Origin of the sequence: Streptomyces sp. NPDC046465, assembly GCF_040646035.1 — a bacterium.
In the GTDB taxonomy this organism is placed as follows: Bacteria; Actinomycetota; Actinomycetes; order Streptomycetales; family Streptomycetaceae; genus Streptomyces.
Genome location: NZ_JBEYZK010000002.1, coordinates 133,837 through 148,861 on the forward strand (window position 1 = coordinate 133,837; position 15,025 = coordinate 148,861).

15 protein-coding genes are annotated in these 15,025 nt (G+C 72.1%); 11 read left to right on the forward strand and 4 right to left on the reverse strand.

Annotation, left to right across the window (positions count from 1 at the left end; genetic code table 11):
- Positions 1–188: 188 nt before the first annotated feature.
- Genes ABZ953_RS03555 through ABZ953_RS03570 form a run of 4 tightly spaced genes read left to right on the forward strand, consistent with a single transcriptional unit; the run spans position 189 to position 4,997 of the window.
- The gene (locus tag ABZ953_RS03555) at positions 189–1,781 is read left to right on the forward strand and encodes a hypothetical protein (RefSeq protein ID WP_361716050.1); all 1,593 of its coding nucleotides are present in this window, start codon (positions 189–191) and stop codon (positions 1,779–1,781) included.
- On the forward strand, positions 1,778–3,532 hold the full coding sequence (locus tag ABZ953_RS03560; RefSeq protein WP_361716053.1) for a hypothetical protein: 1,755 nt from the start codon (positions 1,778–1,780) through the stop codon (positions 3,530–3,532). The genes ABZ953_RS03555 and ABZ953_RS03560 overlap by 4 nt, the downstream gene beginning before the upstream one ends.
- Positions 3,532–4,311 (forward strand): hypothetical protein, encoded by a 780-nt coding sequence (locus ABZ953_RS03565; protein ID WP_361716056.1) that lies wholly within the window; start codon positions 3,532–3,534, stop codon positions 4,309–4,311. Before ABZ953_RS03560 ends, ABZ953_RS03565 begins: the two co-directional genes overlap by 1 nt.
- Before the next feature lie 50 nt (positions 4,312–4,361).
- Positions 4,362–4,997 carry an ATP-binding protein gene (locus tag ABZ953_RS03570; RefSeq protein ID WP_361716059.1) on the forward strand — a complete coding sequence of 212 codons (636 nt, stop codon included), beginning with the start codon at positions 4,362–4,364 and terminating at the stop codon, positions 4,995–4,997.
- Positions 4,998–5,186: 189 nt separating this feature from the next.
- Here ABZ953_RS03570 and ABZ953_RS03575 read toward each other — a convergent pair whose 3' ends face one another.
- Positions 5,187–5,882 (reverse strand): SigE family RNA polymerase sigma factor, encoded by a 696-nt coding sequence (locus ABZ953_RS03575; protein WP_361716062.1) that lies wholly within the window; start codon positions 5,880–5,882, stop codon positions 5,187–5,189.
- A gap of 257 nt (positions 5,883–6,139) precedes the next feature.
- Here ABZ953_RS03575 and afsQ1 point away from each other — a divergent pair, with 257 nt between their 5' ends.
- The 5 genes from afsQ1 (at position 6,140) to ABZ953_RS03600 (ending at position 9,901) form a co-directional block, all read left to right on the forward strand.
- On the forward strand, positions 6,140–6,817 hold the full coding sequence (afsQ1, locus tag ABZ953_RS03580; protein WP_030779097.1) for a two-component system response regulator AfsQ1: 678 nt from the start codon (positions 6,140–6,142) through the stop codon (positions 6,815–6,817).
- The gene (locus ABZ953_RS03585) at positions 6,814–8,367 is read left to right on the forward strand and encodes a HAMP domain-containing sensor histidine kinase (RefSeq protein WP_361716065.1); all 1,554 of its coding nucleotides are present in this window, start codon (positions 6,814–6,816) and stop codon (positions 8,365–8,367) included. Before afsQ1 ends, ABZ953_RS03585 begins: the two co-directional genes overlap by 4 nt.
- A complete protein-coding gene (locus ABZ953_RS03590) occupies positions 8,364–8,963 on the forward strand; it encodes a hypothetical protein (protein WP_361716068.1) in 600 nt (199 codons plus the stop codon). Before ABZ953_RS03585 ends, ABZ953_RS03590 begins: the two co-directional genes overlap by 4 nt.
- Positions 8,964–9,084: 121 nt before the next feature.
- On the forward strand, positions 9,085–9,609 hold the full coding sequence (locus tag ABZ953_RS03595; protein ID WP_361716071.1) for a VanZ family protein: 525 nt from the start codon (positions 9,085–9,087) through the stop codon (positions 9,607–9,609).
- A gap of 91 nt (positions 9,610–9,700) precedes the next feature.
- Positions 9,701–9,901: a PspC domain-containing protein gene (locus ABZ953_RS03600; protein ID WP_361716074.1), complete on the forward strand. Its 201-nt coding sequence runs from the start codon at positions 9,701–9,703 to the stop codon at positions 9,899–9,901.
- 73 nt (positions 9,902–9,974) lie between these two features.
- Here the strand turns inward: ABZ953_RS03600 and ABZ953_RS03605 are convergent, their stop codons facing one another.
- Entirely contained in the window at positions 9,975–10,382 is a 408-nt protein-coding gene (locus ABZ953_RS03605) for an ATP-binding protein (protein ID WP_361716077.1), read from the reverse strand.
- 150 nt (positions 10,383–10,532) lie between these two features.
- Positions 10,533–11,702, reverse strand: a complete 1,170-nt coding sequence (locus tag ABZ953_RS03610) for an adenosine deaminase (RefSeq protein WP_361716080.1) — start codon at positions 11,700–11,702, stop codon at positions 10,533–10,535.
- Positions 11,703–11,804: 102 nt separating this feature from the next.
- Between ABZ953_RS03610 and ABZ953_RS03615 the strand changes: the two genes are divergently transcribed.
- The gene (locus tag ABZ953_RS03615; RefSeq protein ID WP_361716083.1) at positions 11,805–12,569 is read left to right on the forward strand and encodes an alpha/beta hydrolase; all 765 of its coding nucleotides are present in this window, start codon (positions 11,805–11,807) and stop codon (positions 12,567–12,569) included.
- Between the two features lie 63 nt (positions 12,570–12,632).
- On the opposite strand, the gene ABZ953_RS03620 is transcribed toward ABZ953_RS03615, so the two are convergent.
- Complete coding sequence (locus tag ABZ953_RS03620; RefSeq protein ID WP_361716086.1) at positions 12,633–13,583, reverse strand: LysR family transcriptional regulator; 951 nt, start codon at positions 13,581–13,583, stop codon at positions 12,633–12,635.
- Between the two features lie 62 nt (positions 13,584–13,645).
- Between ABZ953_RS03620 and ABZ953_RS03625 the strand changes: the two genes are divergently transcribed.
- On the forward strand, positions 13,646–14,968 hold the full coding sequence (locus ABZ953_RS03625) for an MFS transporter (RefSeq protein WP_361716089.1): 1,323 nt from the start codon (positions 13,646–13,648) through the stop codon (positions 14,966–14,968).
- The last annotated feature ends 57 nt before the right edge of the window (positions 14,969–15,025 follow it).

A 15,025-nucleotide genomic window follows, 5' to 3' on the forward strand; every position in this document is an offset into this window, starting at 1 on the left:
CCCGGTACGGCCCGGGGGCGCCGCCCGCGGACGGTGCGCGGACCGTACGCACACCGGTGTGGCGCGGCTCGTGCATCCTGCTGAGTTCTGCCCCCGACCTTTTCGGTCGCACCGGTCGCGCCCGTCGGACCACGCCACGATGGACCGCATGAACGAGGCGGCCCGCGGGCCGTGGCGGGGGTGACGGAGTGGGGTTCTTCAAGTCCATCGGTGAGGGGATTCGGAACCTGGGCGAAGCCGGGAAGGAGCTCTTCCGCGGGATCGGTGACGCCATCGCGGGGGTGCCGCGCACCGTTTCGGAGACGTACACGCAGCGTCAGAAGACGGTCCGGCAGCGCGAGCGCCTCGCCTCCTTCGAACGTACCGAGTCGAGCCGCGCCGTGGCGACGCGTCAGGACAGCGGGGCGCCCGCCCCTTCCGTCGGCGTCCTGCCCGCAACGACGGTGGCCGGGGCCCTGTGGGATCCGGCGCAGGCCCGGCACGAGATGGACCTGGAGCAGCGCCGTTCGGAGCTGCGCCTCGGCGAGATGCACGCGCAGCATCTGCTCAACCTCAAGGAGATCGCCGAGCGGGGCGTGGTCGAGCGGACGAACGCCACGCACGGTGCGGAGCTCGAACGCGGCACCGCGACGCACCGGGCCGAGCTGGCGCGGCGGGCGGCCGAGCACCGGGCCGAGCTGGCCCGCGAGAACCAGCGGTACACCGCCGACCTGGAGTCGGAGACGGAACAGACCCAGTACGACACGGAGTTCTACCGCGCCGTCTCCCCCTTCGCGGAGCTGCACCCCGTACGCGCGGCGGCACAGGTGGCCGCCCAGGCCAAGGCGACGGCGCCCACGCTCGTCCTCGCCCCGATGCGCGTCGTCGGTGCGCCCGGCGGCGACCCCTCGCACCGCGACGAGGTGTTCGAACGCATCCTGGAGGAGCAGCTCGCGCAGGACCTCCGCTCCCCCGGCCTCGCCCACGTCTTCTCGGGGCTGTTCCGCCGTCCCTTCACGCAGAGCGAAGCGGACGTCGGCCGGGTCCGGGAGGCGCTGTGCGGGCTCCCGGTGATCCTGCTGCACGGCGAGATCGTCGACGGCTACCGCGCCTGGATCCACCTCCTGGCGTGGAACGTCTTCACCGACACACCGGCGACGGCCCCGGCACCCGAACCGGCACCCGACGCCTCCGGCCCGTCCGGCGCTTCCGACGGGCGGGAACGGCCCCTGCACGAGGCCGCCCGCCCCCAAGGGCTGCTGCTGCCGCCCGCGGTGCGCCTCACGCTGCCCTTCCCGGTGCCCGACGCGTCCGGCAAGCGCGCGCACCGCAAGAGCCAGGAGCAGATCGCCAGGGCCGCGGGCGCCGTGTCGGCCATGCTGGCCCAGTGGTACGGCGTGGCCGCGGGGGAAGCACCCCGGGCGACGGGCGGCCTGCCCGACAGCCTCGCCCCCGTACCGGAGGCCACCGCGCTGGGCACCGGCGCGGTCCTCGACCTCTGTGTGGACCGCGGGCTGCGGGACGAGAGCGACGCCCTGATCCACCAGGCGGACGTGTACCGGCAGAGCGGCTTCACCGAGTACGCCCTGGACAGCGCGCGGCGGGCGGCCCGGATCATCACCCCCGGCGACCCGCACGACCAGCTCGCCTACCTGGACCGCGTCGACCGCCTGGTCACCGTCCTGGAAGCGCTCAACGAGCACCGCACGGCCGGTGACGTGCGGGCGCGGGCGGAGCAGGCGGCGCGCCGCAGCACCCGCAGGCATCTGTACGGCTCGGACGACGAGGGGCCCGACTCGTGACGCTCCCCACCACCTTCCTCGCGGCGGGCGGCCACCGCGTCGCGGCGGCGGTCGACTTCGGCACCTACGCGTCCGGGTACGCCTGGGTCGCCATCGACGCGCGCGGCGTCCCGCGCCCCGACCGGATCGTCGACCGTACGGGTTGGCCGGGCGCCCCGGACCCGGCGTACCCCAAGAACCTGACGGCGCTCCTCCTCGACGAGCGGGGCGACGCCGTCGAGTGGGGCCACGCCGCGAAGGACCGCGTCGACGAACCCGGCACCCGCCTGGTCCTCGGCATGAAGATGTCGCTGCGCCCGCAGCGCTCCCGCGAGGAGGTCGCCGACGCGCGCACGGCCCTTGACCGCGTCGAGGACTCCCTCACGGACCCGGTCCCGCTGATCGCGGAGTACCTGAAGCGGCTCCGGGAGGTCGCGCTCGCCGAGATCACGCGGTACCACTACCGCGCCGAGGACGTCCGCTGGTGCATGACGGTCCCGGCCATCTGGTCGCCCAAGGCCCTGGCCGCCATGCGCGGCGCCGCCGGGCAGGCGGGCTTCGCCGCGGACCACGAGAACCTGCTCCTGCTCCCCGAACCGGACGCGGCGGCCCTCGCCTGCCACATCGAGCAGTCCGCCGGATCGCCCTTCAGGGAACTCCTGCGCACCTTCAGGCGCCCCGAGCGGCGCTTCGTGGTGGTGGACTGCGGCGGCGGCACGATCGACGTGGTGAGCTACCGGGTCGCCCGCGACGGCACGCTGGAGCAGATGCGCGCGCCGTCGGGCGGTCCGTACGGGGCCGAGTACGTGACGCGCCGCTTCGTGGAGGACGTCCTCGCCCCGCGCCTGGGCGGCATCCTCCAGGTCAACCGGATCACGGCCGAGAACAAGAAGGCGGTCGAGGCGCTGCTCCGCTCCTGGGAGACGGCACGGAACCGCTTCGCGGGCCCCGGCGACGGCCCCGCCCTCGTCGACCTGGACAGCGTCCGTGATCTCCTGACGACGGAGCAACTGGCGCGGCTGCGCCAGGTCCAGGACGGTGACGACCTCAGCATCGCGGTCACCCCGCGCGAGATGACCGAGCTCATGGACGCCGCCGTCGAACCGCTGCTCGGCTGCGCCGACCGGCATCTCGCGGCCGTACGCCAGGGACGCGAACGCGAGAAGGACAAGCCGGTGCTCTACCTCGTCGGCGGCTTCTCCCAGTCGCCGTATCTGCGCGGCCGGGTCGCCGCCCACGTCGGGACGCGCGCGACCGTCCACCACCCGGGACGCCCCGAACGCGCGGTCCTGCACGGCGCGGTGCACCACTGCTACGCCCCGGCCGTCTCCGCCCGCCGCTCGCCCGCCACCTACGGGGTGCGGGTGGCCGAGCCGTACGAACCCCAGGACGGGGAGCGGTTCTGGAAGAGCAGTGACGAACGCGCCTACTGCCCCGACCGGTTCCTGAAGCTGGTGACCCTGGACGAGCTGCTGCCCCTCGGCACGGTCCGCCCGCACCGCGGCCTCGTACCCACCGACCCTCTCATCAGCAGCGTCGACGTATACATCTACGAGACGTCGCTGCCGGACCCCCACTACTACGACGAGGGCCCGCACCGTCTCCTCGGCACGGTGCCCGTGGATCTGAGCGACTGCATGGACCTCGACGTGACGGACCGCCGGATGGACATCGAGCTGATCTTCGGGGACACCGAGATCCGTGTCAGGGCGGTCAACGTCCGCACCCAGGAGGTCTCCGAGCGCGTCATGGACTTCAAGGGGACCTACTGATGCCCCGGGGCAAGCACACTCCGGCGGACGAGGCGCAGCAGCTCGCGGCCGGGTTCGCCGACCACGCGGCGGCCACGCTCCGTCTGGCGGACGCGCTGGCGGGGGTGACAGCGGCACTGGAGGCGACGGCACACGCCCTGACCGCCGCGGTGACGCGACAGCACGACCGGAGCACCGAGCTGGCACACCTGACCGAGCTGGTCCAACGGCACGAAAGCGACCTGCGCACCCTCCTGGCCGACGCGAACGACCGACGGGATGACCTCCTCGCCGAACAGAGCCGCCGGGCCCAGGACGTGGCCACCGCCCTGCACCAGTTCTTCCTCAGGGCCCGGCGCATCGGCAGGGCGTCCGGCGGCCCGTTCAGCGGCCGCACCCAGCCCGACCCCGAGCAGGCCCTGTTCGCCGCCCGCGTGCTGTGGGCGCTGCTGTCCCCCACCGGGGCCGTGGACGACCAGGTGACCCGGCCCGCCGTCCGGCGGCCCGCGGAGGAGGCCGAGGCGTCGGCCGAACTGGCCGCTGAGGCAGCCCAGTTGCTCGCGACGGCGCGCGCCGCGGACGCGGACTTCGTCTGGCACACCCCGCTGCCCCCGGACCGCTGGTCAGGCTGCCCCCACGACGGCGCCGTGGCGTTCGCGGTACGCCCGGGAGTCGTGTCCCGCGGCACCACGTTCCTGCCCGCCCTCGTCTACACGATCACGCCACCCGCGCCGCCGGTTCGGGGCAGCGGGGTGGGCTCCGTGGACGGCTCGGTTGATAATGACTCCCGTCCACGCTGACGAGCCGTGTCGGGAGATGCGGTCCATCCCAGGTGAAAAGGTTCACGACATTGGGTTCCCATCCCCCGATACCGACCCGCGTCGTGCTGCTCGCGGGCCCCTCCGGCTCGGGCAAGTCCTCCTTCGCGGCCCGCTGCGGGCTGCCCGTCCTGTGCCTGGACGACTTCTACAAGGAGGGTGACGACCCGACGCTGCCGCAGGTGCCGGGCAGTTCGGACATCGACTGGGACTCCGTCGACTCCTGGGACGCGGACGTGGCGGTCGCCGCGATCGAGGAGCTGTGCCGTACGGGGCGCACGAAGGTGCCGGTGTACGACATCGCGACCAGCGCGCGCGTCGGGCAGGAGGCGCTGGACGTCGAGCGCACGCCGCTGTTCATCGCGGAGGGGATCTTCGCGGCCGACATCGTGCGGCGGTGCGAGGAGCTCGGCGTGCTCGCCGACGCGATCTGTCTGCGGGGCAGGCCCACGACCACGTTCCGGCGGCGGCTCCTGCGGGATCTGCGGGAGGGGCGCAAGTCCGTGCCGTTCCTGCTGCGGCGGGGGTGGCGGCTCATGCGGGCCGAGCGCACCATCGTGGCGCGCCAGACCGAGCTCGGCGCGTACCCCTGCGCCAAGGAAGAGGCGCTCGGCCGGGTCGCGGCCGCGGCGGCGGGCCGCCACGTGCGGGCGCGGGCCAAGGCCTGAAGGGCCGGGGCCCGAGACCCGAGAGGGCCCGAGATCCGGGAAAGAGCAGGCGCGAAAAGCAGAAGGACCGGAGAGACCCCCCGGTCTTCCGGTCCCGCTGCCTTGTCCCCCCGTGCTTTCCCCCGTGTTCTTCCCCCCTGCTCCCGCCGCGTCCCCCCGGAGCGGCGGCCCCCGTGTCTCCCCCTGCCCTCAGGCGACCAACTCGCCGAAGGACTCCTCCTGGTCACGGCCGAAGCTGAGGACGTCGTCCTCGCGCAGCCGGCGGAGCGACCGCCAGATGCTGGACTTCACCGTGCCCACGCTGATGTCGAGGATGTCCGCGATCTCCGGGTCGGTGCGGCCCTCGTAGTAACGGAGGACCAGCATCGTGCGCTGGAGTTCGGGCAGCCGGGCCAGGGCCTGCCACAGCACGGCGCGCAGCTCGGTGCCGCGCATCGCGTCCGTGTCGCCCACCGTCTCCGGCAGCTCCTCGGTCGGGTACTCGTTCAGCTTGCGGCGGCGCCACGCGCTGATGTGCAGATTGGTCATGGTGCGGCGGAGGTAGCCCCCGACCGCGGCCTTGTCGCTGATCCTGTCCCAGGCCCGGTACGTCGAGAAGAGGGCGCTCTGCAGCAGGTCCTCGGCCTCGAAGCGGTCACCGGTCAGGTGGTAGGCGGTTGCGTACAGAGAGGCGCGGCGATCCTGTACGTAGGCGGTGAACTCCGCCTCCGACAGGGACTTCCGCTCCCCCGTGGTGTCGACCACCGTCATGATCCCGGTGTGCTGACGCCCGGTGTTGCGAGCGCACCCCCGTCCGCTCACAACACCGGACTTCTCAGGACTGCGTCCGACGTCGTGGAGACGCGTGACAACTGCGCGTGTGCTGGTGCTGTGCAGCGTATTCATCTTGCGCCCCCCGTCGGTGGAGTCCGGTTCTTGTTCCGTCGTGCTGTCGTGCTGCCGTGCTTCTTGCTTGTGACCAGAACTCTGCCGGAGCCACTTCATGACGGTGTCCGTCGACTGTCACAGGCCTGTCACAGGGGTTCGAGGGGGCTTCCACCTGTGAAGGTCGCGTGTGGGTGCGGGTACCTACCAGGCCTTTCGGGGCCCGGGGAGGGACCAGTAGTCGAACTGAGGCCGTGGCATGGGACAGAATGACGTCTGTGCCTTCCCTGTTGCTGATCGAGGACGACGACGCCATCCGGACGGCCCTGGAGCTTTCGCTCACGCGCCAGGGGCACCGGGTGGCCACTGCTGCCACCGGCGAGGACGGCCTGAAGCTGCTCGGCGAGCAGCGGCCGGACCTGATCGTGCTGGATGTGATGCTGCCGGGCATCGACGGCTTCGAGGTGTGCCGTCGCATCCGGCGCACCGACCAGCTGCCGATCATCCTGCTGACCGCGCGCAGCGACGACATCGACGTGGTCGTGGGTCTTGAGTCCGGGGCCGACGACTATGTCGTCAAACCCGTGCAGGGCCGCGTCCTCGACGCCCGGATCCGGGCCGTGCTGCGGCGCGGCGAGCGCGAGGCCAATGACGCGGCGACGTTCGGTTCGCTCGTCATCGACCGCGCCGCGATGACCGTGACGAAGAACGGCGAGGACCTGCAGCTCACGCCGACCGAGCTGCGGCTGCTCCTGGAGCTGAGCCGCAGGCCCGGCCAGGCCCTGTCGCGCCAGCAGCTCCTTCGTCTGGTGTGGGAGCACGACTACCTCGGTGACTCGCGGCTCGTCGACGCGTGCGTGCAGCGACTGCGCGCCAAGGTCGAGGACGTGCCGTCGTCGCCGACCCTCATCCGTACGGTGCGCGGCGTCGGTTATCGGCTGGACACACCTCAGTGACCAAACCGCACGACAAGCTCCGCGGCTGGGCCGCGGCGCGCAAGGCGATACTGGCGGGGCTGCGTTTCACGAGCCTGCGGCTGCGGCTCGTCGTGGTGTTCGGCCTGGTGGCGCTCACCGCCGCCGTCTCCGCGTCCGGCATCGCGTACTGGCTGAACCGCGAGGCGGTGCTCACGCGCGCCCAGGACGCGGCGCTCAAGGACTTCCGGCAGCAGTTGCAGAGCCGGGCGGGGGCGCTGCCCGCGCGCCCCTCGCAGGACGAATTGCAGTCGGCCGCCGAGCAGATGGGGAGCAGCGGCCAGCGTTACAGCGTGCTCCTGGTCGCCGAGAAGAAGACGGGCGGCCAGTTCGTCGGCTACTCCGATCTGGACGCCTTCACGCTCGCCAAGGTGCCCGCTTCGCTACAGAAGGCCGTGAACGACAAGCAGCAGCTCACCTCCGGCAACAAGAGCCCGTACCACCTGTACTGGCAGCGGATCGACGACCACGGCACCCCGTACCTGGTGGGCGGCGCCACGGTGATCGGCGGCGGCCCGACGGGCTACATGCTCAAGTCCCTGGAGCCGGAGGCGAAGGACCTCAGCTCCCTCGGCTGGTCCCTCGCCATCGCCACGGGGCTCGCGCTGATCGGTTCCGCGCTGCTCGCGCAGGCCGCGGCGACGACCGTGCTGAAACCCGTGCACCGCCTGGGGGTGGCCGCGCGGCGGCTCGGCGAGGGCAAGCTGGACACCCGGCTGCGGGAGTCGGGGACGGATGAACTCGCGGACCTGTCGAGGACGTTCAACAGGACCGCCGAGAACCTGGAGAAGAAGGTCGCCGACATGAGCGCCCGTGACGAGGCGTCCCGGCGCTTCGTCGCCGACATGTCGCACGAGCTGCGCACTCCGCTGACCGCGATCACCGCCGTGACGGAGGTCCTTGAGGAGGAGCTCGACGCGGAGACCGGCTCGGTGGACCCGATGATCGAGCCAGCCGTACGGCTCGTGGTGAGCGAGACCCGCCGGCTGAACGACCTCGTGGAGAACCTCATGGAGGTCACCCGCTTCGACGCGGGCACCGCGCGCCTGGTCCAGGACCGCGTCGACATCGCCGACCAGATCACCGCGTGCATCGACGCGCGCGCCTGGCTGGACGCGGTCGACCTGGACGCCGAGCGCGGCATCATGGTCCGCCTCGACCCGCGCCGCCTCGACGTGATCCTCGCGAACCTCATCGGCAACGCCCTCAAGCACGGCGGTTCCCCGGTGAAGGTCTCGGTCCGCCTTGAGGACGCCAAGCTGGTCATCGCCGTACGCGACCACGGCCCCGGCATCCCGGAAGAGGTCCTGCCGCACGTCTTCGACCGCTTCTACAAGGCGAGCGCGTCCCGCCCGCGGTCCGAGGGCAGCGGCCTCGGCCTCTCCATCGCCCTGGAGAACGCGCACATCCACGGCGGCGAGATCACCGCCGCCAACTGTGAGAAGGGCGGCGCGGTCTTCACACTGTGGCTGCCGCGCGACGGCGAGGGCATCGACGATTCCGAGGACGACGCCGAAGGGGGCGAGGCGTGAACAGGCGAAGGATGCGTGCCGTGGCCGCCGCGGCGGTGCTCGCCGCCGTGCTCGCCGGGTGCGGGATCAGGCCGACCGAGGTGCCGACGGACTACGGCGCCGCGCCCTCCCGGGTGCCGTGCGCGCTTTCGGGCTCCGGGATCGCCTCGCGGTCGGGCAGCGGTGTGCCCGTGGAGGTGTTCATGGTCTGCGCGGCGCAGCTGGTGGCCGTCGACCGGAACCTGCAGATCCGTAACGACAAGGCGAGCGACGACCGGGTGCGCATCGCCCAGGCGCTCCTCGACGAGCTGGCGACGCCCCCCTCCGACCCCGAGAAGCAGGCGGGCTTCGCCACGGACGTGCGCGACGGCACCACCGTCTCAGGGCCGCGCAAGGGCGACCCGGACGACGCGCTGCGCCTCGGTACGCCGCCGGAGGGCCTGTCGTCGTTCGCGCTCGCCCAGATCGTGTGCACGCTGGCTGAGAACGCGGCGTCGGACGACCGGGCGGTGGTCATGGGCGGCCCCGGAAGCAGCGGGCTGCGGCGGTACGAGTGCACCACGGAGGTCCGCTCCCGGCCCGGGAGCGTGGCGCCGCCCGCGAGCCCGGTCGAGTAACCGCCGTATCCGCTGTAACCGCTGTATCCGCCGTAGGCGCCGTAGCTGGCGCCGTGTACACGGAACCGATCCTGCCGCCTGTGACGTCTTGGGGGGCGTGCGTCAAGGCTCAGGCGACCGTGTGGCCGCCATTCGCTTCCGTGCGGCAGGGGGATTCCTCCTCGTCGCGCACCTTCTGCTCGTCGCGTGGATCACGCTGCGTCCGCTGGACGTCCCCTGGGTGAGCGCCGCGAATCTGCAGCCGCTCGCCGGGATCAAGGCGGACCTGGCGATGGGCGGTGTCCAGGCGGCCCGCCGGATCGGCGAGAGCGTGCTGCTGCTCGCCCCGCTGGGTGTGCTGCTGCCGCTGGCCGGCGGCCGGGTCGTGGTCTCGCCGTGGGGCTCTCTGGTCCGCACGGTCGCCGCCGGAGCACTGCTCTCCCTCGGCATCGAAATGCTGCAGACCGGGGTCCCCGGGCAGGTCGTCGACATCGACTCGCTGCTCCTGAACACCCTCGGGGTGACCGTCATGCACCTCGCCGTGGTGCCGACGGTCAGGGCTCGGCTCCGTCGTGACGAGGACGGGGGGCGCCGCCCGGCCCTCCCCCGGGAGGAGCTGTCTCAGGGTGTGACCCCGACAATTCCCAGGGTCGGCGTCGCACCCTAGAGCGATGCTTTGCCCCGCTTCGTGAACGTACTGTCGAAGTATCGGGGCACACAGAGAGGCCTCGCACCTACGGTTCGCGAAGGAGCCCGACATGACCGCCCTTGCCCGCCCCACCCACGGCCGGATGATCGGCGGAGTGTGCGCAGCCCTTGCCAGGCGCTTCGGCACCTCCGCGACGACGATGCGCGTGATCTTCGTCGTCTCGTGCCTGCTGCCAGGACCGCAGTTCCTTCTCTATCTCGCGCTGTGGGTCCTGCTGCCCTCCGAGGGCAAGGCCCGCCAGGCCTGGTGACACAGGCGGTACGTACGCCGATGGGGCGCCCCTCACGTGAGGGGCGCCCCATCGGCGTATGCGCTGCGTCCGGTCAGCCGAGCGGCAGGCCGTTGATGCCGGTGCCGCCCAGGGGCAGGCCGCCGAGCAGGCCCGAGACCGGGGAGGAGGGCTTCGCGTTCGACGTGGCGGGCTTCGCGGTCGACTTGTTCGCGGTCGACTTGATCGGGGGGATGGCCTTCTTGTCGCCGAGCAGCGAGGGGACGGCGTCGCTGAGGGCCGGCTGGGCGGCCTGCACGCCGTTGCTGAGGGCGTTCTGTCCGGCGGCCAGGGACTCGGTGGCGCCGGCCAGGCCCCCGGCGGGCACCACGGCGGAGACGGGGCCCAGGGCGGCGGCGGGGTCGGGAACGCCGGCGGCGGCGTGCGCGGCACCGGCACCGGTGGCGGCGAAGGCGGCGCCGAGAGCGGCGACACCGAGGGTCTTGGCGGCAGACTGCTTCATCTTCAATGCGTCCTTGCGTCTTGGCGTCGAGGTCGTTCGGCGGTTCAACGACCGTGCGCAGCCCCGATCACGGTTCGCGGGCGAAACAAAGCGGCCGGGAGCACCAGGCTCCCGGCCGCCGACGCGTCACGCAGAGGCGGACGCTTTCCCTCAGCTCTCGACAGAAGCGCTGGTCGAGACCGTCTGGCGGAACAGCCACTCGGACTTCAGCTCGGCATAACCGGGCTTGATCACGTCGTTGATCATGGCAAGGCGTTCATCGAAAGGAATGAATGCTGATTTCATCGCATTGACTGTGAACCACTGCATGTCATCGAGCGTGTAGCCGAACGTGCCGACCAGGTGCTCGAATTCGAGGCTCATGCTGGTGCCCGACATCAGGCGGTTGTCGGTGTTCACCGTCGCGCGGAAGTGCAGCTTGCGCAGCAGCCCGATGGGGTGCTCGGCGTACGAAGTGGCCGCGCCCGTCTGGAGGTTGGAGGTCGGGCAGAGCTCCAGCGGGATCCGCTTGTCGCGGACGTACGACGCGAGGCGGCCGAGCTGGACCGAGCCGTCCTCCGCGACCTTGATGTCGTCGATGATGCGCACGCCGTGGCCGAGGCGGTCGGCGCCGCACCACTGCAGGGCCTGCCAGATCGACGGCAGGCCGAAGGCCTCGCCCGCGTGGATCGTGAAGTGGTTGTTCTCGCGCTTGAGGAACTCGAAGGCGTCGAGGTGGCGGGTGGGCGGGAAGCCCGCCTCCGCGCCCGCGATGTCGAAGCCGACCACGCCGAGATCGCGGTAGCGGTTGGCCAGTTCGGCGATCTCCAGGGCGCGGGCCGCGTGCCGCATGGCGGTGAGCAGCGCGCCGACGCGGATGCGGTGGCCGTTGGCCTTCGCGCGGCGCTCGCCCTCGCGGAAGCCGTCGTTGACCGCCTCGACGACCTCTTCGAGGGTGAGGCCGCTCTCCAGGTGCTGCTCGGGCGCGTACCGGATCTCGGCGTAGACCACGCCGTCCTCGGCGAGGTCCTCGGCGCACTCGGCGGCCACGCGCTTGAGGGCGTCCTTCGTCTGCATCACCGCGCAGGTGTGGGCGAAGGTCTCCAGGTAGCGCTCGAGGGAGCCGGAGTCGGCCGCCTCGCGGAACCAGATCCCGAGCTTGTCGGGGTCGGTCTCGGGCAGGCCCTCGTACCCGCACGCGCGGGCGAGGTCGACGATCGTGCCGGGGCGCAGGCCGCCGTCCAGGTGGTCGTGGAGGAGCACCTTCGGGGCGCGGCGGATCTGCTCGGCACTGGGCGTTTCCCGGTCCGTGTGACCGGTCGTGTGTGTCTGGCTCGTCATTTCGGCACTCTAGCGCCTACGCGCGTAGAACTCACCGGTCGATACGTAACAGTGACCCTGCGGACGGGTGGCGTACACGATGGCTTCTGACACTGTTCTGTCATGGCACAGGACGGGACCGCGGGGCCGGCGGGCGCGGCCAGGCTCGGGCGCGTGATCGGGACGGCACCTCCGGCGGTGAGCGGAGCGGTGCTCCTGCTGCCCGGCGGCGCCGAGACGTCCACGCGCAGGCCCTCGCCCCTCGCGGGTGCGGGCGTGCGGGCGCTGGGGCGCAGACTCGCCCACGACGGGCGCGACGCGGGCCTCGCCACGCATGTCGTGCACTACGGCTGCCGCGGCTGGAACGGCGCGCAGGCGCAGCTCGCCCACGACACGGCCTGGGCGGCGGACGAGATCGTACGTCTCTACGGAGACGTCCCCGTCTGTCTGGCCGGGGTGGACATGGGCGGCCGTGCGGCGCTTCGCGCGGGCGGCCACGAGGCGGTCAACTCCGTCCTCGCGATGGCTCCTTGGCTGCCCGAGGACGATGTGGCCGCGCCGCCCGAACCGGTGAAGCAGCTCGCGGGGCGGCGGGTCCTCATCGTGCACGGCACGAACGACGAGCGGACCGACCCCGAGCTGTCGTTCCGGTTCGCGGAACGGGCGAAGAAGGCGAACCGGGACGTGTGCAGGTTCGAGGTGCACTCCGACGGGCACCGGCTGCACCAGCACCAGTCCGAAGTCCTCGCGCTGGCTTCGGACTTCGTGCTGGGGACGTTGTTCGGGGCGGACTTCGCCCGGCCCCTGGAGGACGCGTTGGCGGCTCCGCCGCCGTTGGGGCTGCGGATGCCTCTTGCCTCCGGCTTTGGGCAGTCGCTTCGGAGGTGACCCCGTCACGGGGCTCGGTCGATCACCGGCTTCGTCGAGTTCGCCCTCGATCGCCGGACGGGCTCAATTCAGCAGCCGACCCTTTCTACTCAGCAGGAACGCCTTGAACGCCGCCACCGGCGGCGTGTCCGGGTGGCCGCCCAGCCAGGCCACGCCGATCTCGCGGACCGCGCGCTGGCCCGTCACGGTCAGCTCCACGACTCCCGGACGCGGTACGGCGGGTGGCGGCAGGAGCGCCACCCCGAGGCCCGCCGCGACCAAGCCGCGCAGCGTCTCCGCCTCCTCGCCCTCGAAGGCGATGCGGGGCTTGAAGCCCGCATCCCGGCAGAGGTCGTCCGTGATGCGGCGCAGGCCGTAGCCGGGCTCCAGCGTCACGAACGCCTCTTCGGCCGCCTCGGTGAGGCGGACCCGCTTGCGCGAGGCCAGGCGGTGGTCGTCGGGCACCACCAGGCGCAGGCGCTGCTCGTCGAGGCGGCGGGCGACCAGGTCGGGGGCGTCGGGCACGGGCGAGGTGAGGCAGAGGTCGAGCTCGCCCGCGCGCAGCCGCTCGATCATCGCCTCGCCGTAGTTCTGGACGAGGCTGAACCGTACGCGCGGATGGTCGGCGCGGAAGGCGCGGATCAGCCCTGGCACGGTCTCCGATCCCATCGTGTGCAGAAAGCCGAAGGCGACCTTGCCGGACTCCGGGTCGGCGTCCGCGCGCACCGACTCGGCGGCGCGCTCCACCTCGCCGAGCGCCCGCTCGACCGAGGCGAGGAAGGTGCGGCCCGCCGGGGTGAGCGATACCGTGCGGCCGCGCCGGGCGAACAGGTCGACGCCGAGGTCCCGTTCCAGCCGGACGAGTGCGCGGGAGAGCGTCGACTGGGGGATCCGCATCTGGTGCGCGGCGCGCGTCACGTGCTCGGTGCGGGCGACTCCCGCGAAGTACGCGAGGCGTGGCGCGAGCAGCGTCACGATGTCCTCCGGGTCACTGTTCTGTGACACGCGCGGCTGTGACCTGTGCTGATGCTCCATGGAATGGATTATGGCGTTTCCATGCATTGGACGCATCAAAAAGTCAGCCGTACGTTCGTGGCATGCCTGCTGCCAGTACTGGGGCGTCCGCCACCCATGCGGTCGCCCCCGCCCCGTCGTCCCCCGCTCTCTCCCCCTCCCCCTCCGCCCCGGCATCCGACTCCCGGATGACCCCCGGCGGGCCCGGCTACCGCCGGATGAGCTTCGCGCTCTTCCTCGCGGGCGTCGCCACCTTCGCCCTCCTCTACTCCACGCAGGCCCTCCTCCCCCTCGTCTCCGCCGACTTCGGCGTGAGCGCGAGCACGGCGAGCTGGACGGTGTCGGGGGCGACGGGCGCACTGGCCCTCTTCGTCCTGCCGCTGAGCGCGCTCAGCGAACGCTTCGGGCGGCGTGCGGTGATGACCGCCTCGCTGACCGTCGCCGTCGCCGTCGGCCTCCTCGTCCCCTTCGCCCCCTCGGTCGAGGTGCTGATCGCGCTGCGCGCGCTGCAGGGCGCGGCCCTCGCCGGGCTGCCCGCCTCCGCCATGGCGTTCCTCGCCGAGGAGGTGCGGCCCAAGGCGCTGGTCGCCGCGATCGGCATGTTCGTGGCAGGCAACTCGATCGGCGGGATGAGCGGGCGCATCGTCACCGGCTGGGTCGCGCAGGCCTGGGGCTGGCGCGCGGCGGTCGGCGTGGTCGGCATCGTCGCGGTGCTGTGCGCGGTCGCCTTCCGCGTACTGCTGCCCGCGCCGCGGCACTTCACCCCGGGGCCGCTCAGCCCCAAGGCTCTCGCCCGTACGGTGCGCGGCCATCTGTCGAACCCGCTCCTGTGCAGGCTGTACGCGATCGGCGCGCTCTTCATGACCGTCTTCGGCGCGGTCTACACGGTGATCGGATACCGCCTCACCGAGGCGCCGTTCTCGCTGCCGCAGGGCGTCATCGGCTCGATCTTCCTCGTCTATCTCGTCGGCACGGTCTCCTCGGCGGCCGCCGGGAAGCTGGTGGCGCGGCTCGGGCGGCGCGGGGCGCTGTACCTGGCGGTGAGCACCACGGCCGGCGGCCTGCTGCTCTCCCTCTCGTCCTCTCTGGTCATGGTCCTGCTGGGGCTCGTGCTGATCACCGCGGGCTTCTTCGCCGGGCACGCGGTCGCCTCCTCGTCGGTGAGCCGTACGGCCACCGAGGGCAGGGCCCAGGCGTCGGCGCTCTACCAGTCCGCGTACTACCTGGGCTCCAGCGCGGGCGGCACGCTCGGCGCGGTCGCCTTCCACGCGGGCGGCTGGGCCGGGACCGTGAGCCTCGGCGTCCTCGCGGTGCTCGGCGTCGTGTCGGTGACGGCGTGGGGCTCGCACGCGGCACGGGTGAAGGAGCGGCGCGAGCGGCGCGCCTTCGTCGCCCGCTCCTGCTGACAACACCTGCGGGTTTCCCCACTCCGAGGGCCGTTGTCAGTGGGCTGCGGTAGCTTC